The 25,966-nt window shown below is 68.8% G+C and carries 19 protein-coding genes; 16 read left to right on the top strand and 3 right to left on the bottom strand.

Going from position 1 to position 25,966, the window contains the following annotated elements; translation table 11 throughout:
- The first annotated feature begins 130 nt into the window (after window positions 1-130).
- The 6 genes from ACZ6S8_RS11595 (at window position 131) to ACZ6S8_RS11570 (ending at window position 11,301) form a co-directional block, all read left to right on the top strand.
- Window positions 131-997, top strand: a complete 867-nt coding sequence (locus tag ACZ6S8_RS11595) for an SCO4651 family lipoprotein (protein ID WP_469454639.1) — start codon at window positions 131-133, stop codon at window positions 995-997.
- Window positions 998-1,046: 49 nt separating this feature from the next.
- Window positions 1,047-1,958, top strand: a complete 912-nt coding sequence (locus tag ACZ6S8_RS11590; protein WP_469454637.1) for an SCO4651 family lipoprotein — start codon at window positions 1,047-1,049, stop codon at window positions 1,956-1,958.
- A gap of 251 nt (window positions 1,959-2,209) precedes the next feature.
- Window positions 2,210-2,740 (top strand): 50S ribosomal protein L10, encoded by a 531-nt coding sequence (rplJ, locus tag ACZ6S8_RS11585; RefSeq protein ID WP_267724692.1) that lies wholly within the window; start codon window positions 2,210-2,212, stop codon window positions 2,738-2,740.
- A gap of 110 nt (window positions 2,741-2,850) precedes the next feature.
- Window positions 2,851-3,234, top strand: coding sequence for a 50S ribosomal protein L7/L12 (gene rplL / locus ACZ6S8_RS11580; RefSeq protein ID WP_469454634.1), 384 nt, complete (start codon window positions 2,851-2,853; stop codon window positions 3,232-3,234).
- Window positions 3,235-3,821: 587 nt separating this feature from the next.
- Complete coding sequence (gene rpoB, locus ACZ6S8_RS11575) at window positions 3,822-7,304, top strand: DNA-directed RNA polymerase subunit beta (protein ID WP_469454632.1); 3,483 nt, start codon at window positions 3,822-3,824, stop codon at window positions 7,302-7,304.
- A gap of 97 nt (window positions 7,305-7,401) precedes the next feature.
- Window positions 7,402-11,301 carry a DNA-directed RNA polymerase subunit beta' gene (locus tag ACZ6S8_RS11570; protein ID WP_386530386.1) on the top strand — a complete coding sequence of 1,300 codons (3,900 nt, stop codon included), beginning with the start codon at window positions 7,402-7,404 and terminating at the stop codon, window positions 11,299-11,301.
- A gap of 104 nt (window positions 11,302-11,405) precedes the next feature.
- Here ACZ6S8_RS11570 and ACZ6S8_RS11565 read toward each other — a convergent pair whose 3' ends face one another.
- Window positions 11,406-13,871: a YfhO family protein gene (locus tag ACZ6S8_RS11565; protein WP_469454630.1), complete on the bottom strand. Its 2,466-nt coding sequence runs from the start codon at window positions 13,869-13,871 to the stop codon at window positions 11,406-11,408.
- A 539-nt stretch (window positions 13,872-14,410) separates the two neighbouring features.
- Between ACZ6S8_RS11565 and rpsL the strand changes: the two genes are divergently transcribed.
- The 4 genes from rpsL (at window position 14,411) to tuf (ending at window position 18,766) form a co-directional block, all read left to right on the top strand.
- Window positions 14,411-14,782 (top strand): 30S ribosomal protein S12, encoded by a 372-nt coding sequence (gene rpsL, locus ACZ6S8_RS11560; protein WP_007265893.1) that lies wholly within the window; start codon window positions 14,411-14,413, stop codon window positions 14,780-14,782.
- A gap of 2 nt (window positions 14,783-14,784) precedes the next feature.
- Window positions 14,785-15,255: a 30S ribosomal protein S7 gene (rpsG, locus tag ACZ6S8_RS11555; RefSeq protein ID WP_330298073.1), complete on the top strand. Its 471-nt coding sequence runs from the start codon at window positions 14,785-14,787 to the stop codon at window positions 15,253-15,255.
- A gap of 39 nt (window positions 15,256-15,294) precedes the next feature.
- The gene (fusA, locus tag ACZ6S8_RS11550) at window positions 15,295-17,424 is read left to right on the top strand and encodes an elongation factor G (RefSeq protein ID WP_383802546.1); all 2,130 of its coding nucleotides are present in this window, start codon (window positions 15,295-15,297) and stop codon (window positions 17,422-17,424) included.
- A gap of 148 nt (window positions 17,425-17,572) precedes the next feature.
- Window positions 17,573-18,766 (top strand): elongation factor Tu, encoded by a 1,194-nt coding sequence (gene tuf, locus ACZ6S8_RS11545; RefSeq protein ID WP_257554813.1) that lies wholly within the window; start codon window positions 17,573-17,575, stop codon window positions 18,764-18,766.
- Window positions 18,767-18,972: 206 nt separating this feature from the next.
- Here the strand turns inward: tuf and rfbC are convergent, their stop codons facing one another.
- Both rfbC and rfbA read right to left on the bottom strand, forming a co-directional pair.
- Window positions 18,973-19,572, bottom strand: a complete 600-nt coding sequence (gene rfbC, locus ACZ6S8_RS11540; protein ID WP_469454627.1) for a dTDP-4-dehydrorhamnose 3,5-epimerase — start codon at window positions 19,570-19,572, stop codon at window positions 18,973-18,975.
- On the bottom strand, window positions 19,569-20,444 hold the full coding sequence (gene rfbA / locus ACZ6S8_RS11535; protein ID WP_469454625.1) for a glucose-1-phosphate thymidylyltransferase RfbA: 876 nt from the start codon (window positions 20,442-20,444) through the stop codon (window positions 19,569-19,571). The genes rfbC and rfbA overlap by 4 nt, the downstream gene beginning before the upstream one ends.
- Window positions 20,445-20,526: 82 nt before the next feature.
- Here rfbA and rfbB point away from each other — a divergent pair, with 82 nt between their 5' ends.
- The 6 genes from rfbB to ACZ6S8_RS11505 all read left to right on the top strand — a co-directional run bounded on the left by rfbB (window position 20,527) and on the right by ACZ6S8_RS11505 (window position 25,913).
- Complete coding sequence (gene rfbB / locus ACZ6S8_RS11530) at window positions 20,527-21,504, top strand: dTDP-glucose 4,6-dehydratase (RefSeq protein ID WP_469454624.1); 978 nt, start codon at window positions 20,527-20,529, stop codon at window positions 21,502-21,504.
- The gene (gene rfbD / locus ACZ6S8_RS11525; RefSeq protein WP_469454622.1) at window positions 21,501-22,421 is read left to right on the top strand and encodes a dTDP-4-dehydrorhamnose reductase; all 921 of its coding nucleotides are present in this window, start codon (window positions 21,501-21,503) and stop codon (window positions 22,419-22,421) included. The genes rfbB and rfbD overlap by 4 nt, the downstream gene beginning before the upstream one ends.
- The gene (locus ACZ6S8_RS11520) at window positions 22,418-23,749 is read left to right on the top strand and encodes a lipopolysaccharide biosynthesis protein (protein ID WP_469454620.1); all 1,332 of its coding nucleotides are present in this window, start codon (window positions 22,418-22,420) and stop codon (window positions 23,747-23,749) included. The genes rfbD and ACZ6S8_RS11520 overlap by 4 nt, the downstream gene beginning before the upstream one ends.
- 68 nt (window positions 23,750-23,817) lie before the next feature.
- Window positions 23,818-24,507 (top strand): glycosyltransferase family 2 protein, encoded by a 690-nt coding sequence (locus tag ACZ6S8_RS11515; protein ID WP_351278179.1) that lies wholly within the window; start codon window positions 23,818-23,820, stop codon window positions 24,505-24,507.
- Complete coding sequence (locus ACZ6S8_RS11510) at window positions 24,504-25,007, top strand: DUF2304 family protein (protein WP_469454618.1); 504 nt, start codon at window positions 24,504-24,506, stop codon at window positions 25,005-25,007. The genes ACZ6S8_RS11515 and ACZ6S8_RS11510 overlap by 4 nt, the downstream gene beginning before the upstream one ends.
- Window positions 25,008-25,013: 6 nt before the next feature.
- Complete coding sequence (locus ACZ6S8_RS11505) at window positions 25,014-25,913, top strand: glycosyltransferase family 2 protein (protein WP_469454616.1); 900 nt, start codon at window positions 25,014-25,016, stop codon at window positions 25,911-25,913.
- Window positions 25,914-25,966: the final 53 nt, after the last annotated feature.

The following is a 25,966-nucleotide window of genomic DNA, read 5'->3' as shown; positions in this document are numbered from 1 at the left end:
CGGTGGGGGGCCCGTTTTTCGTGTTCCGCGCCACACAGCGGGCATCCGGCCCGTAATGGCCGCGCGTTCGATCGCAACGGGAACGTAAAGTCGAAATCAAATGACGATCACACAAGGGGTGGGGACCTCCATGTCTGCATACCGCAGGAAGACCATCGGCACCGCGCTGGCCGCCGTACTGCTCGTGGGCGGGGCCACGGCGTGCCAGGACGGGAAGGACGCGAAGAAGGACGGCGCCGCCGCCCCGGCGCCGTCCCGGGCCGCGGTGACGCCGGTCGCGGTCACCCCGGCCGCGTTCCTGGAGAAGACGAAGAAGAAGTCCGCGGAGATCACCTCGCTGCGGTACGCCATGTCCGGCACCGCGGGGGGTGCCACGATCTCCGGCGAGGCCGCCATGCGCCTCAAGCCCGACGTCGCGATGTCCATGACGATGGCCTCGCCCGAGACGCCCGGGCAGAACGTCGGCATCCGCCTGCTCGACGGCGCCCTCTACCTGGGCAACGAGGGCAAGTGGATGAAGTTCGACATGAAGACCATGGCCCCGGAGCAGGCGAAGCAGCTGGACGCCCTCGGCGCGGGCCGGCAGGGCGAGAACCCGGGCGACAAGGCGAACGACCTGAGCCTGTCCAAGGACCTGAAGACCGTCGGCGAGGAGACCGTCGACGGCCAGAAGACCACGCACCTGACGGGCACGGTCGGGCTGGACCAGCTGAGGGACCCGGGCGCCGCGACCACTCCCGAGGCCAAGGCCCGCCAGGAGAAGAACCTGAAGATGCTCGAAGCCCAGGGCATCAAGGAACTGACGATGGACATCTGGATCGACGAGGCCGACCAGACCAAGCAGGTCCGCACCCGCGGCCAGGGCACCGCGGGCCCGATGGACGTCACCGTCAAGTTCCTCGACGTCAACAAGCCCGTCGAGATCACGGCTCCGCCGGCCGACCAGGTCGTGGACCTGGCGGAAATGATGAAGGACGACGCGGACGGCACTGCCTGAGCGCCTTCGACGGCACCGCGGTACCAGATCCGATGACGGGGGAGAACGAATGAACCAGGCTGTACGGACCCTGACCCGGGCCGGCACGGCAACGGCGGCCGCCGCGCTGCTCGCGGCGGGGCTCACCGCCTGCGGGGGCGCCGACGGGGCCGCCGGGGAGCAGGACGGGGCGAAGGCGGCGGAGGTCAGGGAAGCCACCTCCCCCGACGTCGTGAAGCTCTCGTACCAGAAGACGGTGGTCGCCCGGTTCGCCGCGGTGGACATGACCGTCACCGGGAGCGACGGCAAGACGCACCAGGTCGTCGGGGCGAAGGGCTGGTACCCGAACATCACCGGCATCGCCGTCAAGGGCCGGGCCCCGGGCACCGCGGGCCACCAGGTCATGCTGGACGGCATCGTCTACACCCACTCGGACAAGCCCGTGCAGGGCAAGTCCTGGATGAAGATGAACCTGGCCAAGGACGGGGCGCCCCCGCCCCGGCTCAACGACGACCCGGCCGAGTACCTCGCGCTCCTCCTCGGCCAGGAGAAGGTCACGCGCGTCGGCACGGAACAGACCGACGGCGTCGACGCCGACCACTACCGGGCCGCCCTCACGCAGGCAGACCTGCTCCGGGCCGACGAGTCCACCAAGGTCATGGAGGAGGCGAACCGGCGCTACCTCCACGAGGCGGTGAAGGACGTCAAGAGCCTCGACATCGACCTGTGGATCGGCAAGGACGGGCATCCCGTCCGCGTCGACACCGTGCGGACCGTCGGGGACGGTACGGCGAAGACCACGGCGAAGTTCTCGGGGTACGGCACGACCGCGCCGGTCGTCGCACCGCCCGCCGACCAGGTGGCCGACTTCGACGACGTCATGAAGGGCATCGACGAGAGCCTCGAGGAGACCGACCGCACCCTGGACGAGGCGGACCGGAAGCTGAAGGACGCCGGACTGGGCGGTCTGAAGCGTTCCTGAGGCGATTTGCCTCGGCTGGGCCGTTTCACGTACGCTTCACGAGAAGCCAAAGACCGCTGGTCGTTGCCGTGCCCGCAAGGGTTTCGGTGGCCGAAGGATCCGTTGAATGCGGACGTCCTGCGCAGGTGTTCGTGGAGAAGCTCCCGGAGCGATTCGGTTGAGCTTACGCCCCGTGCGCTTGCGCCGGGGCGTTTCGTCTTGTTCAGCCCCTTCTGAGCGGTCCTCATCACCCGGAAGGAGGCCGACGCTCTATGGCAAGGCCCGACAAGGCTGCCGCGGTAGCCGAGCTCACGGACCAGTTCCAGAGCTCGAACGCCGCCGTGCTGACCGAGTACCGGGGTCTCACCGTGGCGCAGCTCAAGACGCTGCGTCGTTCGCTCGGTGAGAACGCCCAGTACGCCGTGGTGAAGAACACGCTGACCAAGATTGCGGCCAACCAGGCCGGGATCACCGCGCTGGACGAGCACTTCGCTGGTCCGACCGCGGTCGCCTTCATCACCGGTGACCCGGTGGAGTCGGCGAAGAGCCTGCGTGACTTCGCCAAGGAGAACCCGAACCTCATCATCAAGGGCGGTGTCCTTGACGGTAAGGCGCTGACCGCCGATGAGATCAAGAAGCTCGCGGACCTCGAGTCCCGCGAGGTTCTGCTCAGCAAGCTGGCCGGCGCGTTCAAGGGCAAGCAGTCTCAGGCTGCCTCGCTCTTCCAGGCGCTGCCGTCGAAGTTCGTCCGCACTGCGGAAGCGCTTCGCGTCAAGCTCGCCGAGCAGGGCGGTGCCGAGTAATTCGGCTCGCGCACTGATCCACGCCGCCTAGTGCGTGGGTCGTAGCGGGCCGTTACGCCCGCCTCTCTATACATCCGGCACCTGCCGAAATAGTGGAAGGATCGCCCATCATGGCGAAGCTCTCTCAGGACGACCTCCTCGCCCAGTTCGAGGAGATGACCCTCATCGAGCTCTCCGAGTTCGTGAAGGCCTTCGAGGAGAAGTTCGACGTCACCGCCGCCGCGGCCGTCGCCGTTGCTGGCCCCGCGCAGGGTGGCCCCGCGGCCGACGCCCCGGAGGAGCAGGACGAGTTCGACGTCATCCTCACCGGTGCCGGCGACAAGAAGATCCAGGTCATCAAGGTCGTGCGCGAGCTGACCTCCCTGGGCCTCAAGGAGGCCAAGGACCTCGTGGACGGCGCCCCGAAGCCCGTTCTCGAGAAGGTCGCCAAGGAGGCCGCTGACAAGGCCGCCGAGTCCCTCAAGGCTGCCGGCGCGGCTGTCGAGGTCAAGTAACACCTCTGGGGCCTCCACGAGGCTCCTGCGAAGGGCGATCACCCGTAAGGGTGGTCGCCCTTTGGCGTACCCGCAGTGCCTGACTTGCCCTGGTCTCGTTGGGGAGTAGGGTGATCATCGTTGCTCCGCGGCAGGGTCCCAAGATGATCCGCTCGGAGCAGGGGGCCTTGACGAACGGGACGCGGCGCGCAATTCTCAGATCCGTCGCCGACTCGGGCCCGATCGGACAGTTCGATCCGGGATCCGAGGCATGGATCGACTACGAAGAGGGCAGTACTGATACGCGCTCTGTGTACGAGGTACGAGAGCCGAAGCGTTGGACGCAGGGTTTGATTGACGACATGGGGAAGGCCTGTTGCCGGTTTCCGGAAACCTGGTCTGGACATCAGTGAGCCAAGTGGCTACACTGACCCTTTGCGCTGCCTGTTAGCTGCCCCCTGCCCGTCGCCAGGGGCATACCCACGTTTGAGCACACCTGATTGATCGTCCTGACCTGGCCCTTCGGCCGGATCGGATCACGAAGGTCTTCTGTGTCAGCTGGGACCGGTACGCGCGTAGTGAGTCCGAGCCCTCGGAAGGACCCCCTCTTGGCCGCCTCGCGCAACGCCTCGACCAATACGAACAACGGTGCCAGCACCGCCCCGCTGCGCATCTCCTTTGCAAAGATCAAGGAGCCCCTCGAGGTTCCGAACCTCCTGGCGCTGCAGACCGAGAGCTTTGACTGGCTTCTCGGCAACGCTGCCTGGAAGTCTCGCGTCGAGTCGGCGCTTGAGAGTGGACAGGACGTCCCCACCAAGTCCGGTCTGGAAGAGATCTTCGAGGAGATCTCGCCGATCGAGGACTTCTCCGGGTCGATGTCGCTGACCTTCCGCGACCACCGTTTCGAGCCGGCGAAGAACTCTGTCGACGAGTGCAAGGACCGCGACTTCACGTACGCGGCGCCGCTGTTCGTCACAGCCGAGTTCACGAACAACGAGACCGGAGAGATCAAGTCTCAGACGGTCTTCATGGGCGATTTCCCGCTCATGACCAACAAGGGCACCTTCGTCATCAACGGCACCGAGCGTGTCGTCGTGTCGCAGCTTGTCCGCTCCCCCGGTGTCTACTTCGACTCCTCCATCGACAAGACGTCCGACAAGGACATCTTCGCGGCCAAGATCATCCCGTCCCGGGGTGCCTGGCTCGAGATGGAGATCGACAAGCGCGACATGGTCGGTGTCCGCATCGACCGCAAGCGCAAGCAGTCCGTCACCGTCCTCCTGAAGGCTCTCGGCTGGACCACCGAGCAGATCCTCGAGGAGTTCGGCGAGTACGAGTCCATGCGCGCCACCCTGGAGAAGGACCACACCCAGGGTCAGGACGACGCGCTGCTCGACATCTACCGCAAGCTGCGTCCGGGCGAACCGCCGACCCGCGAGGCCGCTCAGACGCTGCTCGAGAACCTCTACTTCAACCCGAAGCGCTACGACCTCGCCAAGGTCGGCCGCTACAAGGTGAACAAGAAGCTCGGCGCCGACGAGCCGCTGGACGCCGGCGTGCTCACCACCGACGACGTCATCGCAACGATCAAGTACCTGGTCAAGCTGCACGCCGGCGAGACCGAGACGACCGGCGAGTCCGGCCGTTCGATCGTGGTCGAGACCGACGACATCGACCACTTCGGCAACCGTCGTCTGCGCAACGTCGGCGAGCTCATCCAGAACCAGGTCCGCACGGGTCTGGCTCGTATGGAGCGCGTCGTCCGCGAGCGCATGACGACCCAGGACGTCGAGGCGATCACGCCGCAGACCCTGATCAACATCCGGCCGGTCGTCGCCTCCATCAAGGAGTTCTTCGGCACCAGCCAGCTGTCGCAGTTCATGGACCAGAACAACCCGCTGTCGGGTCTGACCCACAAGCGCCGCCTGTCGGCGCTGGGCCCCGGCGGTCTGTCCCGTGAGCGGGCCGGCTTCGAGGTCCGAGACGTCCACCCGTCGCACTACGGCCGCATGTGCCCGATCGAGACCCCCGAAGGCCCGAACATCGGTCTGATCGGCTCGCTCGCGTCCTACGGCCGCGTGAACGCGTTCGGCTTCGTCGAGACCCCGTACCGCAAGGTCATCGACGGTGTCGTCACGGACGACGTGGACTACCTGACCGCCGACGAGGAAGACCGCTTCGTCATCGCCCAGGCCAACGCCGGCCTGAACGACGAGATGCGCTTCACCGAGAACCGCGTGCTGGTTCGCCGTCGTGGTGGCGAGATCGACTACATCGCCGGCGACGACGTCGACTACATGGACGTCTCCCCGCGCCAGATGGTGTCCGTCGCGACCGCGATGATCCCCTTCCTGGAGCACGACGACGCCAACCGCGCCCTCATGGGCGCGAACATGATGCGCCAGGCCGTTCCGCTCATCAAGGCGGAGGCGCCGCTCGTCGGCACCGGCATGGAGTACCGCTGTGCGGTCGACGCCGGTGACTCGATCCGTGCGGAGAAGGACGGTGTCGTCCAGGAGGTCTCGGCCGACTACGTCACCGTGGCGAACGACGACGGCACGTACACCACGTACCGCGTCGCGAAGTTCTCCCGCTCGAACCAGGGCACCTCGGTCAACCAGAAGGTCATCGTCAACGAGGGTGACCGGATCGTCGAGTCCCAGGTCCTCGCCGACGGTCCCGCGACCGAAGAGGGCGAGATGGCCCTCGGCAAGAACCTGCTCGTCGCGTTCATGCCCTGGGAAGGTCACAACTACGAGGACGCGATCATCCTGTCGCAGCGCCTCGTGCAGGACGACGTCCTCTCCTCGATCCACATCGAGGAGCACGAGGTCGACGCCCGTGACACCAAGCTGGGCCCCGAGGAGATCACCCGGGACATCCCGAACGTCTCCGAGGAGGTCCTCGCCGACCTCGACGAGCGCGGCATCATCCGCATCGGTGCGGACGTCGTCGCCGGCGACATCCTGGTCGGCAAGGTCACGCCCAAGGGCGAGACCGAGCTGACCCCGGAGGAGCGCCTGCTCCGTGCGATCTTCGGTGAGAAGGCCCGCGAGGTGCGCGACACCTCGCTCAAGGTGCCTCACGGTGAGATCGGCAAGGTCATCGGTGTCCGCGTCTTCGACCGCGAGGAGGGCGACGAGCTTCCTCCGGGCGTGAACCAGCTGGTCCGCGTCTACGTCGCCCAGAAGCGCAAGATCACCGACGGCGACAAGCTCGCCGGCCGCCACGGCAACAAGGGCGTCATCTCCAAGATCCTTCCGATCGAGGACATGCCCTTCCTGGAAGACGGCACGCCGGTCGACATCATCCTCAACCCGCTGGGTGTCCCGTCCCGAATGAACCCGGGACAGGTCCTGGAGATCCACCTCGGCTGGCTCGCCAGCCGCGGCTGGGACGTCTCCGGCCTGGCCGAGGACTGGGCCGAGCGTCTGAAGGTCATCGGTGCCGACAAGGTCGAGCCCGGTACCAACGTCGCCACCCCGGTGTTCGACGGCGCCCGTGAGGACGAGCTCGCCGGCCTCTTCGAGCACACCATCCCGAACCGCGACGGCGACCGCCTGGTCCTCCCGTCCGGCAAGGCGCGTCTGTTCGACGGCCGCTCCGGTGAGCCGTTCCCGGACCCGATCTCCATCGGGTACATGTACATCCTCAAGCTCCACCACCTGGTCGACGACAAGCTCCACGCCCGGTCGACCGGTCCGTACTCGATGATCACGCAGCAGCCGCTGGGTGGTAAGGCGCAGTTCGGTGGCCAGCGCTTCGGTGAGATGGAGGTGTGGGCGCTCGAGGCTTATGGCGCCGCCTACGCCCTCCAGGAGCTGCTGACCATCAAGTCCGACGACGTGACCGGCCGCGTGAAGGTCTACGAGGCGATCGTCAAGGGCGAGAACATCCCCGAGCCGGGCATTCCCGAGTCCTTCAAGGTGCTCATCAAGGAAATGCAGTCGCTCTGCCTCAACGTGGAGGTGCTGTCCTCGGACGGCATGTCCATCGAGATGCGCGACACCGACGAGGACGTCTTCCGCGCGGCGGAGGAGCTCGGTATCGACCTGTCCCGGCGCGAGCCGAGCAGCGTCGAAGAGGTCTGACGGGCCTGACGGGGGGCTCGCTCAAGAGCCCCCCGTCATCCCCGGGACCGTTCAGACCATGATTGAGACTCGACCCCGAAAGAGGGATTGACGCACAGTGCTCGACGTCAACTTCTTCGACGAGCTGCGGATCGGCCTTGCCACCGCGGACGACATCCGAACCTGGTCCCACGGCGAGGTCAAGAAGCCGGAGACCATCAACTACCGCACGCTCAAGCCCGAGAAGGACGGACTCTTCTGCGAGAAGATCTTCGGCCCGACCCGGGACTGGGAGTGCTACTGCGGCAAGTACAAGCGTGTCCGCTTCAAGGGCATCATCTGTGAGCGCTGTGGCGTCGAAGTCACGCGCGCCAAGGTGCGCCGCGAGCGGATGGGCCACATCGAGCTCGCCGCTCCCGTCACCCACATCTGGTACTTCAAGGGCGTCCCGTCGCGCCTGGGCTACCTGCTGGACCTCGCGCCGAAGGACCTCGAGAAGGTCATCTACTTCGCCGCGTACATGATCACGTTCGTGGACGACGAGCGCCGCACCCGCGACCTCCCGTCGCTGGAGGCCCACGTCTCCGTCGAGCGCCAGCAGATCGAGAACCGCCGCGACGCGGACCTCGAAGGCCGTGCCAAGAAGCTCGAGACCGACCTGGCCGAGCTCGAGGCCGAGGGCGCGAAGGCCGACGTGCGCCGCAAGGTGCGCGAAGGCGCCGAGCGCGAGATGAAGCAGCTCCGTGACCGCGCCCAGCGCGAGATCGACCGCCTCGACGAGGTGTGGGCCCGCTTCAAGAACCTCAAGGTCCAGGACCTGGAGGGCGACGAGCTCCTGTACCGCGAGCTGCGTGACCGCTTCGGCACGTACTTCGACGGCTGCATGGGCGCCGCCGCGCTGCAGAAGCGCCTGGAGTCCTTCGACCTCGAGGAAGAGGCCGAGCGCCTCCGCGAGATCATCCGTACCGGCAAGGGCCAGAAGAAGACCCGTGCGCTCAAGCGCCTCAAGGTCGTCTCCGCGTTCCTGCAGACCAGCAACAAGCCCAAGGGCATGGTTCTGGACTGCGTGCCGGTGATCCCGCCGGACCTGCGTCCGATGGTGCAGCTGGACGGTGGCCGCTTCGCGACCTCCGACCTGAACGACCTGTACCGCCGCGTGATCAACCGCAACAACCGCCTGAAGCGCCTTCTCGACCTCGGTGCCCCCGAGATCATCGTGAACAACGAGAAGCGCATGCTCCAGGAGGCCGTGGACGCCCTCTTCGACAACGGTCGTCGTGGTCGCCCGGTGACCGGTCCCGGCAACCGTCCCCTGAAGTCCCTGAGCGACATGCTCAAGGGCAAGCAGGGTCGATTCCGCCAGAACCTCCTCGGCAAGCGCGTGGACTACTCCGCGCGTTCCGTGATCGTCGTCGGCCCGCAGCTGAAGCTGCACCAGTGCGGCCTGCCCAAGGCCATGGCGCTGGAGCTCTTCAAGCCGTTCGTGATGAAGCGCCTGGTGGACCTGAACCACGCGCAGAACATCAAGTCGGCGAAGCGCATGGTCGAGCGCGGCCGCACGGTCGTCTACGACGTGCTCGAAGAGGTCATCGCCGAGCACCCGGTCCTCCTGAACCGTGCGCCCACGCTGCACCGCCTCGGCATCCAGGCCTTCGAGCCCCAGCTGGTCGAAGGCAAGGCCATCCAGATCCACCCGCTCGTCTGCACTGCGTTCAACGCGGACTTCGACGGTGACCAGATGGCCGTGCACCTCCCGCTCTCCGCGGAGGCGCAGGCCGAGGCCCGCATCCTGATGCTGTCCTCGAACAACATCCTGAAGCCGGCCGACGGCCGTCCGGTCACGATGCCGACCCAGGACATGGTCCTCGGTCTGTTCTTCCTGACCACCGACGGCGAGCTCCGTGACGTCAAGGGCGAGGGCCGTGCGTTCGGCTCGACCGCCGAGGCGACCATGGCGTTCGACAACGGCGAGCTGGCGCTCCAGTCGGCCGTGGACATCCGCTTCCCGGTGGGCACCATCCCGCCGCGGGGCTGGGCGCACCCGGTCGCCGAAGAGGGCGAGCAGGAGTTCCAGCCGGGCGACAGCTTCCGGCTGCGCACCACCCTGGGCCGCGCGCTCTTCAACGAGCTGCTGCCCGAGGACTACCCGTTCGTCGACTACTCGGTGGGCAAGAAGCAGCTCTCCGAGATCGTCAACGACCTGGCGGAGCGCTACCCCAAGGTCATCGTGGCGGCGACGCTCGACAACCTGAAGGCGGCCGGCTTCCACTGGGCGACCCGTTCGGGCGTCACCGTGGCCATCTCCGACGTCGTCGTGCCCGAGGCCAAGAAGGCCATCGTCAAGGGCTACGAGGACCTGGACGAGAAGGTCCAGAAGCAGTACGAGCGCGGTCTGATCACCAAGGACGAGCGCACGCAGGAGCTCATCGCGATCTGGACCAAGGCGACCAACGAGGTTGCCGAGGCGATGAACGCGAACTTCCCCAAGACGAACCCCATCTTCATGATGGTTGACTCGGGTGCCCGAGGAAACATGATGCAGATGCGACAGATCGCCGGTATGCGTGGTCTGGTGTCGAACGCGAAGAACGAGACCATCCCGCGTCCGATCAAGGCGTCCTTCCGTGAGGGCCTCACCGTTCTGGAGTACTTCATCTCCACGCACGGTGCCCGTAAGGGTCTGGCGGATACCGCCCTGCGTACCGCCGACTCGGGTTACCTGACCCGTCGTCTGGTGGACGTCTCGCAGGACGTGATCATCCGCGAGGAGGACTGCGGCACCGAGCGCGGCCTGAAGCTGAAGATCGCCGTTCGCGGCGAGGACGGCGTGCTGCGCAAGGCCGACGACGTCGAGACCTCGATCTACGCCCGCATGCTGGCCGAGGACGTCGTCATCGACGGCAAGGTCATCGCGCCGGCCAACGTCGACCTCGGTGACGTGCTCATCGACGCCCTGGTCGCCAACGGCGTCGAGGAGGTCAAGACCCGGTCGGTCCTGACCTGTGAGTCCGCGGTCGGCACCTGTGCCTTCTGCTACGGACGCTCGCTCGCCACCGGCAAGCTGGTCGACATCGGTGAGGCGGTCGGCATCATCGCCGCCCAGTCCATCGGTGAGCCCGGTACCCAGCTGACGATGCGTACCTTCCACACCGGTGGTGTGGCCGGTGACGACATCACGCAGGGTCTGCCGCGTGTCGTCGAGCTCTTCGAGGCCCGTACCCCGAAGGGTGTCGCCCCGATCTCCGAGGCCGCCGGCCGCGTGCGGATCGAGGAGACCGAGAAGACGAAGAAGATCGTCATCACGCCCGACGACGGCAGCGAGGAGACGGCGTTCCCGATCTCCAAGCGCGCCAAGGTCGTCGTGCACGAGGGCGACCACGTCGAGGTGGGCCAGAAGCTCACCGCGGGTGCCACCAACCCGCACGACGTGCTGCGCATCCTCGGTCAGCGTGCCGTCCAGGTCCACCTGGTCGGCGAAGTCCAGAAGGTCTACAACTCGCAGGGCGTGTCGATCCACGACAAGCACATCGAGATCATCATCCGGCAGATGCTGCGCCGCGTGACGATCATCGAGTCCGGCGACGCGGAGCTCCTGCCGGGCGAGCTGGTCGAGCGGTCGAAGTTCGAGACCGAGAACCGTCGTGTGGTCACCGAGGGCGGTCACCCCGCCTCCGGTCGTCCGCAGCTGATGGGTATCACCAAGGCCTCGCTCGCGACCGAGTCGTGGCTGTCGGCGGCGTCCTTCCAGGAGACGACCAGGGTTCTGACGGACGCGGCGATCAACGCCAAGTCCGACTCCCTGATCGGCCTCAAGGAGAACGTCATCATCGGTAAGCTCATCCCGGCCGGTACGGGCCTCGCCCGCTACCGCAACATCCGGGTGGAGCCCACCGAGGAGGCCAAGGCCGCGATGTACTCGGCCGTCGGCTACGACGACATCGACTACTCGCCCTTCGGCACCGGCTCCGGCCAGGCCGTCCCGCTGGAGGACTACGACTACGGCCCGTACAACGGCTGACAGTCCGCGAGCGCGTAACGCGTGAGGAAAGCCCCCCGCACTCCGTGAGGAGTGCGGGGGGCTTCTTCGTGCCCGGGGGAGCGCGGCCGGTTCGGCGCCAGGGCTCAGACGCGGCGGCGGCGGGTCGTGAGGGTGGTTGCGGCCAGGGTGAGGGCGGCGAGGGCCGCGCCGGCCAGGCCGGGGAGGAGGCCGCGCGGGGTGAAGGTGCAGGAGACCCCGGCCGCGCCCGCGGGGAGGTCCACCGCGAGCAGGCCGTGGAAGGGCTTCAGGGGGGCCGAGCAGCGCCAGCCGGGTACGGCCGTGGTGGCGATGACGGCCGTGCGCCGGGCGCCCCGGGGGAGGGCGGCCTCCAGGGTGTGGCCGGCCGCCTCGACCCGGGTGGCGCCGGTGGCGGTCAGGGCGGCCACGGCCCCGTCGAGCGCCCGGCGGTCCAGGCAGCCGACGGGGTGGAGGCCCGCGGTGGCCCCCCGGGTGCCGGTGCGCACGGTGGCGTCGACCCGGCCCGACGCGGGCACCGGGCCGAGCGGGACGACGCCCGTCGCGCGGTACTTCAGCGGCGTCCGCGCGCCGCCGGCGGTGAGGGTTCCGTACAGGGCGGGGGAGTACCAGTAGGCCTCGGAGCCGGGGGTGCAGCGGGCGGCGTACGTCTGCACGGCGGCGCTGCCGCCGCGGGCGGCCCGGGGGACCTCGTACACCGTGGCGCCGAGGACGTCCTCCTGGTGGGCGTAGACGCTGTCGGCGGGGTGGGGCGAGGCGTAGCGGGCCGGCCGCACGGTGACCAGGGGAGGGGCCGGGACGGTCCGGGCGGTCCAGGTGCCGGGGGTGTCGCCGGGGCGGACGCGGGCGCCGATCGAGAAGATCGCGTCGAGCACGGGGTTGTCGGCGCCGAAGAAGGTGCGGCCGTCGTTCTTGTAGCCGTAGCCGAGGGGTTCGAGGGCCCGGAAGGTGGCCGCGGGCAGGTAGCTGCTGTAGTACTGCGGCCCTTCGGCGCGCAGGGCGAGCGCGTCGTTGTACGAGGTCTGCGGCGCGCCGGAGTCGGTGCGGTGGGCCGGCCAGCCCTCCACGTCCCGGACGGCCTCGAAGTGCCGGTCGATCGACCGGCCCGCGGTGGCGGCCGGCTTGGCCCAGCGCTCGCGGGCGCGGCGGGCGTCGGCGCCCGCCGCGGCGAGCGTGGACTCGGCGAACACGACGCCGACCATCAGCACGGCGGCCGCGGGCACCAGGAACCGGCGCTTCTCGCCGAGCCGCAGCAGGACCAGGGCCAGCAGGGAGAGGGCGCCGCCGCCGAGGACGGCGGCCCAGGTCCGGCCGCCGAAGTCGGGGGTGTGGCGGAGCACGAACGCGGCCCCCGCGAGCAGGGCGGCGGAGAGGGCCAGGTGGAGCGGGCGCGGGCGGTGTGCCAGCGCCAGCCAGGCGAGCACGACCACCATGCCGCTGAAGACGAAGGTCTCGCGGTACGGGTTGCCGTTCGGCACCGCCAGCCCGTGCCACGCGTACTGGGTCGGCGGGAACTGGAAGGAGGCGGCCACCAGGACCACCGCCGCCGCCCACACCAGGCGGGTCCGGCCCGGGATCGCGGTGTTCAGGACGAAGGAGCCGGCGAGGACCAGGCCGAGCGAGGCGACGTACAGCCGCGGGCTCCCGCCCCACAGGTGGGTGGCCGGGAGCAGGCCGGTGAGGAAGACGTCGAGCCCGACCGGGTCGAAGGCGGCGGCCCGCGTGGGCTGCGCCGCTCCGCTGGACAGGAACGACGGCAGGAGCAGCGGGAGGGTGAGCAGGATCCCGGTGACGGCGGCTGCCGCGGCCCGCCCCACGGCGCGCAGCCGCTGCGCGGCGGTCAGGTCGAGGGTGGCCAGGCGGACGGCGAGCAGGACGCAGGCGGCCGTCGTGGCCATCATCGCGGTGTAGAAGTTGCCGTACCAGGCGAGGGCGACGAGCAGGGCCGCGGCCGGCCGGCGGCGGCCCTCCAGGCACCACTCCACGGCGATGCCGAGCAGCGGGAGCGCGACCAGGCCCCACAGCCACATGGGGATGTACGAGGCGTCGCTGAGGGCCCAGCCGCACAGGCCGTAGCAGGCGCCGAGGACGCCGCGCTGCCACCACGGGCCCGGATGCAGCCTGCCGAGGTAGACGGCCATCAGCGCGGCGGCGGTGCCCGTGGTCAGCGGGGTGAGCGCGAAGACGGCGAGGTCGACGTGGTCGCGGGGGACGAGGACGGCGAGCCACGAGAACGGGTTGCCGAGGTAGGTGTGGTAGTCGGACAGGAACTGCTGCCCGAAGCCGCCGCGCCAGGTGAAGAGCACGTCGCCGGCGGCCTGTCCGTGGGCCAGGTCCCACAGCGCCCGGTGGAAGGGGACGTACTGGTTCGCCTGGTCGTTCACGGCCCGGCCGGTTCCCCCGAAAGGGTGGGTGCCGCGGGCCGCCCAGGCGGCGCAGACCGCCCCCGAGGTGATGAGGAAGGCGAGCAGCGGACCGTACGGACGGCGGGTGCGGGACGGGGACCGGGGGGCCGGGCCGGGCCGGAAGCGGGCGTCTTCGACGCTGGTCGGCTCCTGTGTGGCGGTCCCCAAGGTCCTGCTCCCTGCTCGGTCGACGCTCGCGCACTGCGCGGGGGCGATGCGCAGCCTAGGGGTGTCGCCGGGTCCGTGAGGGTCCGTGCCGGTCCGTGCCGGTCTGTGCCGCGGGGTCCGGGCGGACCGGTCGGGTACGGGTCCGGCGGGCCGGCGGGGGCGGGCCGCGGCCGTCCCCGAGCCGGGAGCGGGGCCCCGCCGGCGTCGCCGCAGGCGGGGAGGGCCGCCGCCCGGCACGGGGATGATCCACCGCACCCGGTCGGGACGGGACGGGCGCTCCCGCTTGCGCCCGGTGTGTTTTCGTGCTGGGCATTTGTTTTGACCTACCTCTGTGAGGTAGGTACGCTCTGACCTTGTGCCTGGGGTGTGCCTAGGCTCCCGTGCGTGTCCATCAACCGCACGTGAGCCGCATCGGCCGCCGCGATCCAAGCGTTTCCGTGTCCGCACGGAGGTCCGCCGGATCCGACACACCCGACCGCGTGGGTCGGCAAATGTTCCAGGTTAGCTTCACTACACGGCACACAGAAACCGGAGAAGTAGTGCCTACGATCCAGCAGCTGGTCCGGAAGGGCCGGCAGGACAAGGTCGAGAAGACAAAGACCCCCGCGCTTGAGGCTTCGCCCCAGCGTCGCGGCGTCTGCACGCGAGTGTTCACGACCACCCCGAAGAAGCCGAACTCGGCGCTCCGTAAGGTCGCGCGTGTGCGTCTGACCTCCGGCATCGAGGTCACGGCCTACATTCCGGGTGAGGGACACAACCTGCAGGAGCACTCGATCGTGCTCGTGCGTGGTGGCCGTGTGAAGGACCTGCCGGGTGTTCGTTACAAGATCATCCGCGGTGCGCTTGACACCCAGGCTGTCAAGAACCGCAAGCAGGCCCGCAGCCGCTACGGCGCCAAGAAGGAGAAGTAAGAATGCCTCGTAAGGGCCCCGCCCCGAAGCGCCCGGTCATCATCGACCCGGTCTACGCATCTCCTCTGGTGACGTCGCTCATCAACAAGATCCTCCTGAACGGCAAGCGCTCCACCGCCGAGCGCATCGTCTACGGCGCCATGGAAGGCCTCCGCGAGAAGACCGGTGCTGACCCGGTCATCACGCTGAAGCGCGCGCTGGAGAACGTCAAGCCGTCCCTCGAGGTCAAGTCCCGCCGTGTCGGTGGCGCCACCTACCAGGTGCCGATCGAGGTCAAGCCCGGTCGCGCGGCGACCCTCTCGCTGCGCTGGATCGTGGGCTACTCCCGCGCCCGTCGCGAGAAGACCATGACCGAGCGCCTCATGAACGAGCTCCTCGACGCCTCGAACGGCCTCGGTGCGGCCGTCAAGAAGCGTGAGGACACGCACAAGATGGCCGAGTCCAACAAGGCCTTCGCGCACTACCGCTGGTAGTCCCACCCCACATCGAGACCGAGAGAAGACCGAAGCCTTATGGCTACCACTTCGCTTGACCTGGCCAAGGTCCGCAACATCGGGATCATGGCCCACATCGACGCGGGCAAGACGACCACCACCGAGCGCATCCTGTTCTACACCGGTGTGTCGTACAAGATCGGTGAGGTCCACGACGGCGCCGCCACGATGGACTGGATGGAGCAGGAGCAGGAGCGTGGTATCACCATCACGTCTGCCGCGACGACCTGCCACTGGCCTCTTGACGAGGTCGACCACACCATCAACATCATCGACACCCCGGGTCACGTCGACTTCACCGTCGAGGTGGAGCGTTCGCTCCGCGTCCTCGACGGCGCCGTCACCGTGTTCGACGGTGTCGCCGGTGTGGAGCCGCAGTCCGAGACGGTCTGGCGTCAGGCAGACCGCTACGGCGTTCCGCGCATCTGCTTCGTCAACAAGCTGGACCGCACCGGCGCCGAGTTCCACCGCTGCGTCGAGATGATCGAGTCGCGCCTCGGCGCGGTCCCGATCGTCATGCAGCTCCCCATCGGTGCCGAGATGGACTTCCAGGGCGTTGTCGACCTGGTCACCATGAAGGCGTTCGTCTGGTCCGCCGAGGCGACCAAGGGCGAGATGTACGACATCGTCGACATCCCGGCCACGCACACCGAGGCCGCCGAGGAATGGCGCGCCAAGCTCATCGAGCAGGTGTCCGAGAACGACGACGAGCTCATGGAGCTGTTCCTGGAGGGCACCGAGCCCTCCGTCGAGCAGCTGCACGCCGCCGTCCGCCGCATCATCATCGGTTCGGGCAAGGGCAACGGCGCCACGATCACCGCGGTGTTCTGTGGCACGGCGTTCAAGAACAAGGGCGTTCAGCCCCTGCTCGACGCCGTCATCCGTTACCTCCCGTCGCCGCTGGACATCGAGGCCATCGAGGGCCACGACGTCCGCGACGCCGAGGTGGTCGTGAAGCGCAAGCCTTCGGACGACGAGCCGCTCGCGGCGCTGGCGTTCAAGATCATGCGCGACCCGCACCTCGGCAAGCTCACCTTCGTCCGGGTTTACTCGGGCCGCCTGGAGGCCGGCACTGCGGTGCTGAACTCCGTCAAGGGCAAGAAGGAGCGCATCGGCAAGATCTACCGCATGCACGCGAACAAGCGTGAGGAGATCGCGGCGGTGGGCGCCGGCGACATCGTCGCCGTCATGGGCCTGAAGCAGACCACCACCGGTGAGACGCTGTGTGACGACAAGGCACCCGTGATCCTGGAGTCCATGGACTTCCCGGCTCCGGTCATCCAGGTCGCCATCGAGCCCAAGTCCAAGGGTGACCAGGAGAAGCTGGGTGTCGCCATCCAGAGTCTCGCGGAGGAGGACCCCTCCTTCCACGTTCACTCGGACGAGGAGACCGGCCAGACCATCCTCGGCGGTATGGGCGAGCTGCACCTCGAGGTGCTGGTCGACCGTATGAAGCGCGAGTTCAAGGTCGAGGCCAACGTCGGCAAGCCGCAGGTCGCGTACCGCGAGACGATCCGCAAGACCGTCGAGCGTCACGACTACACCCACAAGAAGCAGACCGGTGGTACCGGTCAGTTCGCCAAGGTGCAGATCGCGATCGAGCCCATCCTCGAGGCCGACGGTCCGGCGTACGAGTTCGTGAACAAGGTCACCGGTGGCCGCATCCCGAGGGAGTACATCCCCTCGGTCGACGCCGGTGCGCAGGAAGCCATGCAGTTCGGCATCCTGGCCGGCTACGAGATGACCGGCGTCCGCGTCATTCTTCTCGACGGTGGCTACCACGAGGTCGACTCCTCGGAGCTCGCCTTCAAGATCGCCGGTTCGCAGGCCTTCAAGGAGGCCGCGCGCAAGGCGTCCCCCGTGCTCCTCGAGCCGATGATGTCCGTTGAGGTCACCACGCCCGAAGAGTCCATGGGCGATGTCATCGGTGACATCAACTCCCGCCGTGGCCAGATCCAGGCCATGGAGGAGCGTCACGGCGCGCGTCTCGTGAAGGGCCTCGTGCCGCTTTCGGAGATGTTCGGCTACGTCGGAGACCTCCGCAGCAAGACCTCGGGTCGCGCCAGCTACTCGATGCAGTTCGACTCCTACGCCGAGGTTCCCCGGAACGTCGCTGAGGAGATCATCGCGAAGGCCAAGGGCGAGTAACTCTTCCGAGTACACGCTTTAGGCTTGTCACCGGAGCCTCTGGGGCAACAGGAGTCACCTCCCGTTGCCCCGGGGGAACCGGCTATCCAGCAAAGATCACCTGGCGCCGATGAGCAAGGCGTACAGAACCACTCTCCAGGAGGACCCCGTGGCGAAGGCGAAGTTCGAGCGGACTAAGCCGCACGTCAACATCGGCACCATCGGTCACATTGACCACGGTAAGACGACCCTTACGGCCGCCATTACCAAGGTGCTGCACGACGCGTACCCGGACCTGAACGAGGCCTCGGCCTTCGACCAGATCGACAAGGCTCCCGAGGAGCGCCAGCGCGGTATCACCATCTCGATCGCGCACGTCGAGTACCAGACCGAGGCGCGTCACTACGCCCACGTCGACTGCCCGGGTCACGCCGACTACATCAAGAACATGATCACCGGTGCCGCGCAGATGGACGGTGCCATCCTCGTGGTCGCCGCCACCGACGGCCCGATGCCGCAGACCAAGGAGCACGTGCTCCTGGCCCGCCAGGTCGGCGTCCCCTACATCGTCGTCGCCCTGAACAAGGCCGACATGGTGGACGACGAGGAGATCCTGGAGCTCGTCGAGCTCGAGGTCCGCGAGCTGCTCTCCGAGTACGACTTCCCGGGCGACGACCTGCCGGTCGTCCGCGTCTCCGCGCTGAAGGCCCTCGAGGGCGACAAGGAGTGGGGCGAGAAGCTTCTCGGCCTCATGGCTGCCGTCGACGAGGCCATCCCGACCCCGCCGCGTGACACCGAGAAGCCGTTCCTCATGCCCGTCGAGGACGTCTTCACGATCACCGGTCGCGGTACGGTCGTCACCGGCCGCATCGAGCGTGGTGTCCTGAAGGTCAACGAGACCGTCGACATCATCGGCATCAAGGAAGAGAAGACCACCACCACGGTCACCGGCATCGAGATGTTCCGCAAGCTCCTCGACGAGGGCCAGGCGGGCGAGAACGTCGGTCTGCTCCTCCGCGGCATCAAGCGCGAGGACGTCGAGCGCGGCCAGGTCATCATCAAGCCGGGCTCGGTCACCCCGCACAAGGAGTTCGAGGCTCAGGCCTACATCCTGTCGAAGGACGAGGGTGGCCGTCACACCCCCTTCTTCAACAACTACCGTCCGCAGTTCTACTTCCGTACCACGGACGTCACGGGTGTCGTCACCCTGCCGGCCGGCACGGAGATGGTCATGCCGGGCGACAACACCGAGATGACGGTCGCGCTGATCCAGCCGGTCGCCATGGAGGAGGGCCTGAAGTTCGCCATCCGTGAGGGTGGTCGTACCGTGGGCGCCGGCCAGGTCACCAAGATCACGGCCTAGTCCGTGCTCTGACCTGGTAGCCCGTTCACCGGGCACCGAGTCGCACTGAAGGGCCCCGGCCCACCGCTTCGGCGGTGGGGCGGGGCCCTTCGGCGTTGCCGGGGGACGGCCCTTCCGGGTACGGCGAAAGGAGGGCCGCACCCCCTGCGCGGGGTGCGGCCCTCCTCGGCGTGCGTACGGGCGGTGCGGGCGGGTCGGTACCGGGGTCAGTGCACCCGGAGCGACTCGGTGAACTCCTTGCAGGCCGCGTAGTCCGGCAGCAGCCCGGTCGCGAGGGCGTCGGCCAGCGAGGGGGCGGCCTCGTCGCGGGCGGACAGCTGCGGGACCTCGGCCGGCCACTCGATCCCCAGGTCGGGGTCCAGGGGGTGCACCGCGTGCTCGCCGGTCGGGTTGTACGGCTCCGAGCAGAGGTACGAGAGCGTGGCGTCGTCGCTGAGCGCGCAGAACCCGTGGCCCAGGCCCTCGGAGATGTAGACCGCGCGGCGGTCGACGTCGTCCAGCCGGACGCCCTCCCACTGACCGAACGTGGGGGAGCCGACCCGCAGGTCGACGATGACGTCGAGCACGGCGCCGCGCACGCAGGTCACGTACTTGGCCTGGCCGGGCGGGACGTCGGCGAAGTGGATGCCGCGGACCACGCCGCGGGAGGAGACCGAGAGGTTGGCCTGCGCCAGGTTCAGCGGGTGGCCGACCACCGCGGACAGCTTGTCGAAGCGGTACCACTCGGTGAACAGGCCGCGCGGGTCGCCGTGCAGCTGCGGGGTGATCTCGAAGGCGCCCTCGATGGAGAGCTCGCGGAACTTCATCGTGCGGCCTCCTCGTCGAGCAGGGTCAGCAGGTAGTCGCCGTAGCCGCTCTTCGTCAGCGGTTCGGCGAGCGCGCGCAGCTGCGCGGAGTCGATCAGGCCGGCCCGCCAGGCCGCCTCCTCGATGCAGCCGATCTTGAAGCCCTGGCGTTCCTCGATCACGCGCACGAACTCCGAGGCCTGCACCATCGACACGAAGGTGCCGGTGTCGAGCCAGGCGGTACCGCGGTCGAGGATCGTGACGTTCAGCTCACCGGCCTGGAGGTACGCGTCGTTGACCGCGGTGATCTCCAGTTCGCCGCGCGCGCTGGGCTTCAGCCCGCGGGCTATCTCGACGACGCGGTTGTCGTAGAAGTACAGACCCGGCACCGCGTAGCGGGACTTGGGCTTGACCGGCTTCTCCTCGATGGAGATGGCCTGGCCCTTGTCGTCGAACTCGACCACGCCGTACGCGGTCGGGTCGGCCACGGGGTACGCGAACACCCGGCCGCCCTTGGACCCGGTGTGCTGGGCGAGCCGGGTGCCGAGGCCGCTGCCGTGGAAGATGTTGTCGCCGAGGATCAGCGCGACCGAGTCGTCGCCGATGAAGTCCGCGCCGAGGACGAAGGCCTGGGCGATCCCCTCCGGGCGCTCCTGGACGGCGTACTCCAGCCGCAGGCCGAACTGGGAACCGTCGCCGAGCAGCCGCTCGAACTGGGTGCGGTCCTCCGGGGTGGTGATGATCAGGATCTCGCTGATGCCCGCCATCACCAGGGTGGAGAGCGGGTAGTAGATCATCGGCTTGTCGAAGACGGGCAGCAGCTGCTTCGAGACTGCCCGGGTCAGCGGCCAGAGTCGCGATCCGGTGCCACCGGCCAAAAGGATTCCACGCATGGGGAGAACCCTATGCGAGAGCGCGTGCGGCAGCGGAGCCACGTGCCTGTGACGTTCGGCAGACGGCTAGACTCTTCGTATTATGCGCATCCTTGTGACCGGCGGCGCCGGCTTCATCGGTTCAGAGTTCGTCCGGCAGCAGCTCGGCGCAGATGCGTCCGCGCGGATCACGGTCTTCGACAAGCTGACCTACTCGGGCGTCGAAGCCAACCTGGCGCCCGTAGCGGACCACCCCGGATACACGTTCGTCAAGGGTGACATCTGCGACCCCGAGGCCGTCGACCAGGTGATGCCCGGTCACGACGTCGTCGTGCACTTCGCCGCCGAGTCCCACGTGGACCGCTCCATCGCGGGTGCGGGTCCCTTCGTGCTGACGAACGTGGTGGGCACCCAGGTCCTGCTGGACGCCGCCCGCAAGCACGGCGTCGGCCGCTTCGTCCACATCTCCACCGACGAGGTCTACGGCTCGATCAGCGAGGGCTCCTGGACCGAGGAGTGGCCGCTGGTGCCGAACTCTCCGTACTCCGCCTCGAAGGCCTCCTCCGACCTGCTGGCGCTGGCGTACCACCGCACCCACGGCATGGACGTGGTGGTCACGCGCTGCTCCAACAACTACGGGCACTACCAGTTCCCGGAGAAGGTCATCCCGCTGTTCGTCTCGAACCTGATGGACGGCCGCAAGGTCCCGCTGTACGGCAACGGCGGCAACGTCCGCGACTGGCTGCACGTCTCCGACCACTGCCGCGGCATCGACCTGGCGATGCGCAAGGGCCGCGCCGGCGAGGTGTACAACATCGGCGGCGGCACCGAGCTCACCAACAAGGAGCTCACCGGCGTCCTGCTGGAGGCCGCCGGCCTCGGCTGGGACATGGTGGAGCCGGTCGAGGACCGCAAGGGCCACGACCTGCGCTACTCGATCGACATCAGCAAGATCGGCGACGAGCTCGGCTACGCCCCGCAGGTCACCTTCGAGGACGGCATCAAGGCCACCATCGACTGGTACCGCGAGAACCGCGCCTGGTGGGAGCCGCTGAAGGCGAAGGCGGCGCTGCAGAAGTGACCTCGAACTCCGCAGCCCCCCGCTGGCTCGTGACCGGCGCCGCCGGGATGCTCGGCCAGGACGTCCTGGCCGCGCTCGAGGACGCCGGCGCCGACGCCGTCGGCCTGGGCCGCGCCGACCTGGACGTCACCGACCCGGCGGCCGTCCGGGCCGCCGTCGAGGGCGCCGCCGTGGTCGTCAACTGCGCCGCCTGGACCGACGTGGACGGTGCCGAGACGGCCGAGGAGACCGCCACCGCCGTCAACGGCGCCGGTGTCCGCGTCCTCGCCGGGGCCTGCGCCGCGGCGGGCGCGCGCCTGATCCAGGTCTCCACCGACTACGTCCTGCCCGGGGACGCGTCGCTGCCCTACCCGGAGTCCGCCCCGACCGGCCCCGTCAACGCCTACGGGCGCGGCAAGCTGATCGGCGAGCAGGCCGTCGCCGAACTCCTGCCGCAGGACGGCTACGTGGTCCGTACGGCCTGGCTGTACGGGGAACACGGCCCGAACTTCGTCGCCACCATGCTGAAGCTGGCCGCCCAGCGGGACACCCTCGACGTCGTCGACGACCAGCACGGCCAGCCCACCTGGTCCCGCGCGCTGGCCGCGCGCCTCGTCGAGCTCGGCACGGCCGCGCTCGACGGCCGCGCCCCGGCGGGCGTCTACCACGGCACCGCGAGCGGCCGCACCACCTGGTGCGGGCTGGCCCGTGAGGCGTACCGGCTGAGCGGTCTCGACCCCGAGCGCATCCGGCCGACCACCTCCGAGGCCTTCGTACGCCCCGCCGCCCGCCCGGCGTTCAGCGTGCTCGCGCACGACCGCTGGGCCGAGGCCGGCCTGGCGCCGCTCGCCGACTGGCGCGAGCAGCTGGCCGACGCGCTGCGCACCCCCGTCTTCACCGCACTGGCAGGCCCGGCCCGGGACGGCAGTTCGGGATGAAGGCCCTGCTCCACAAGCTGACCGCGGCGCTGCCGCCGGGCACCGTGGCGGTGGCCGGCGGCACCGTCGTGCTCGGCGCCGCCTCGTACGTCCACCTCGGCGTGGCCGGGCACAGCCTGTCCGAGGACGCCATGGCGAACGTCTCGGTGCTGTGGACGATCGTGATGTCGGTCGGCATCGGCCTGTTCTTCCCCATCGAGCAGGAGCTCACCCGCATCGTCTCGGCCCGCGTGGTGCAGGGCCAGGGCGCGGGCCCCGTCCTGCGCCGCGCCGCCTGGCTGACCGCGGCGGTGCTCGGCGCCACCCTGCTCGTGCTCGGCGTCGCCGCGGACCCCCTCGCGGATCTGCTGTTCGGCGGCGACCGTTCCCTGGTGGCGGCCCTCGGCGGAGCCTTCACCGGCATGGCCGTCTGCTACCTCACCCGCGGGCTGCTGGCCGGCCTCGGCCGCTTCCCGGCGTACGGCACCCAACTCGCCGTCGACGGCGGCCTGCGCATCGGGCTCGCCTTCGGCTGCGCGCTCCTCGGCCTGCACTCGGCGCTCGCCTTCAGCCTCGTGCTGGCGCTCGCCCCCGTCGTCGCGACGCTGGTCACCCTGCCCGCGCTGCTGCGCGCCACGGGTCCCGGCGAGCAGATCGCCTGGCGGGAGCTGTGCGCGGGGCTCGGCCTGCTGGTCTGCGCGACCCTGCTGTCCCAGGTGGTCGTCAACGCGGCCGTGATGAGCACCAAGCTGCTGGCGCCCACCGACAGCGTGCTGATCGGCGCGCTGCTGAACGCGCTGGTCCTGGCCCGCGTACCGCTCTTCGTCTTCGGCTCGCTCCAGGCCTCCCTGCTGAGCGGGCTCAGTGCCGCCTTCACCGCCGGCGACCGGGCCGCCTTCTGGGCGATGCTCGGCCGGATCGGCAAGGTCGTGGGACTGCTCGGGCTGGTCGGCGGGGTGCCCGCGACCGTGCTCGGCCCGTGGCTCATCGAGGTCCTGTTCGACGCCAAGCCGCGGCTCGGCTGCTTCGAGTTCTTCCTGATGTCCGCCGGCACCGTCGCGTACATGTTTGCGATGGTCCTCGGCCAGGCGCTGATGGTGTTCAAGCGGCACAATCTGCAACTGCTGTGCTGGGCAGGCGGGACCGCGGTCCTGCTGGCCGTCACCTTCGTACCCGGGGACGTGGCGATGCGCGTGATCGTCGCGTACGCGCTCGGCTCCGTCGCCACCGTGCTCGGTATGCTTGCCGCGCTGAGGCTGAACTTCCCGGGAGCGGCTTCCGCCGCCGCGGAAGGGCCTGGGCACACGGGCGCCGCCAGCCGGCTGGGTGCTGGTGCGGCCGGAAAATGACCATGCCGGCCCCTGACGCCACCTTGATCACCGAGCACTCGCATGTGCCACATCCCGTTGGAGCTACCGTGTCCCGATACGACGATGTCTGGCTGGTCATACCGGCCTATAACGAGGGCCAGGTGATCGCCGACGTGGTCGAGGGGGCCCGCAAGACGTTCCCCAACATCGTCGTCGTCGATGACGGAAGCACGGACGACTCGGCGGAGCACATCGCCTCCACCGGCGCCCACTTGGTCCGCCACCCGGTCAACCTCGGTCAGGGCGCGGCCCTGCAGACCGGTCTCACGTACGCCCTCGCGCAGCCCGGCGCCCGGTACTTCGCCACCTTCGACGCCGACGGCCAGCACCAGACCAAGGACGTCGAGACGATGGTCGGCGTCCTGCGCGCCGACGAGGCGGACGTCGTCCTCGGCTCCCGCTTCATCGAGCAGAACGGCCAGGTGCCGTGGATCAAGCAGGTCGTGCTGCGCACGGCGGCCGCCGTGAGCCCGACCGCCCGCAAGCTGAAGCTCACCGACGCGCACAACGGCCTGCGCGTCCTGGGCCGCGCGGCCGCGGCGCAGCTCAGCATCACGATGAACGGCATGGCCCACGCGTCCGAGATCGTCGGCTTCCTGGCCGGGTCCGGACTGCGCGTCACCGAGGTGCCGGTCGACATCCTCTACACCGACTATTCGCGCGCCAAGGGTCAGTCCCTGATCAACGGCGTCAACATCATCTTTGACATTTCGTTGCGGGAGCGTGGACGTCGATGAAGTACTTCTGGATCCAGCTGCTGCTGATCCTGGGCTCCGTGTCCATGGCACTGATGTTCATACGGACGTGGAGCCAGGCGAAGAACCGTGCCTGGAAGCGCATCGCGTTCTCGGTGTTCGTCGTCGTCAACGTGTACGCGGTGCTGCGTCCGACGGACGTCACCTGGCTCGCCCAGCAGCTCGGCGTCGGCCGTGGCACCGACCTGGTGCTGTACGTGATGGTCATGGCGATGGGGTTCCTCACCCTCAACACCTTCCTGCGCTTCCGCTCCCTGGAGAAGAAGATCACGGACCTGGCCCGGACCGTGGCCATCAGCGAGGGCGTCCGGCACAACGACGCGCGCCTCGGCCAGGACGTCGTCGCGCCGCCGGCCCCCGGAGTCCTCCAGGCCGCCGAACCGGCTCCGCTCCCGGCCCAGCCGGGCGACGGCTCCGAAGCCGGATCCGGAACGGGATCCGACGCCGGGTCCGCCTCCACCTCCGACTCCGTGAAGGCCTGACGCTCCATGGTGACGTTCGACTTCATGCTCCCCTACTACGGGGACGTGCGGCTGATGCAGGACGCCGTCCGCAGCGTCCTGGCCCAGACGGACCGGGAGTTCCGGCTCGTCGTCATCGACGACGGCCGCGAGCCGGAGGTGCCCGGCTGGTTCGAGGGACTCGGCGACGACCGGGTGCACTACACCCGCAACGCGCACAACCTCGGCATCACCAAGAACTTCCAGAAGTGCGTCGAGCTCTCCGAGGCCGACTACGTCGTCATCATGGGCTGCGACGACCTGCTGCACCCCGACTACCTGAAGACGGTGCGCGGCCTCGCCGAGGCCACCCCGGGCATCGGCATGGTCCAGCCCGGCGTCGAGGTCATCGACGGCGACGGCCGCGTCACCCAGGGCCTGGCCGACAACACCAAGAAGCGGCTCTACCAGCCGCAGGTCAAGGGCAGCCGGCTGATGGCCGGCGAGGAGCTGGCCGCCAGCGTGCTGCGCGGCAACTGGCTCTACTTCCCGTCGATCGCCTGGCGCGGCGAGGCGCTGCGCAAGGTGAACTTCCGCGACGACTACTCGGTGATCCAGGACCTGGCGCTCGTCGTCGACCTGCTGGAGGCCGGCGAGGGCATGGTCGTCGACAACTCGGCCACCGTCTTCCAGTACCGCCGGCACGCCGTCAGCGAGTCGTCGGTCCAGGCGTTCTCCGGCACCCGCTTCACCGAGGCCGCCCGCTACTTCCACGCGGTGGCCGAGCGGATGGACGCCCGCGGCTGGCCCCGGGCGGCCCGGGCGGCGCGCTTCCACAGCGCCTCCCGCCTGCACGCGCTGACCATGCTGCCCGGGGCCCTGCGCCGCCGGCACAGCGAAGGCGTACGCGCCCTGGCCCGGCACGCCTTCACCTCGGGCAAGAGCTGAGCGACCGCGCGGAGCACGCGCCCGCGCGCACGGACGACAACGGCCTGCCTCCG

The sequence above is a fragment of the Streptomyces sp. NPDC048461 genome, from assembly GCF_055587105.1.
The sequence above is the reverse complement of the archived record's forward strand: the minus strand, read 5'-3'. Positions and strand labels throughout refer to the sequence as shown.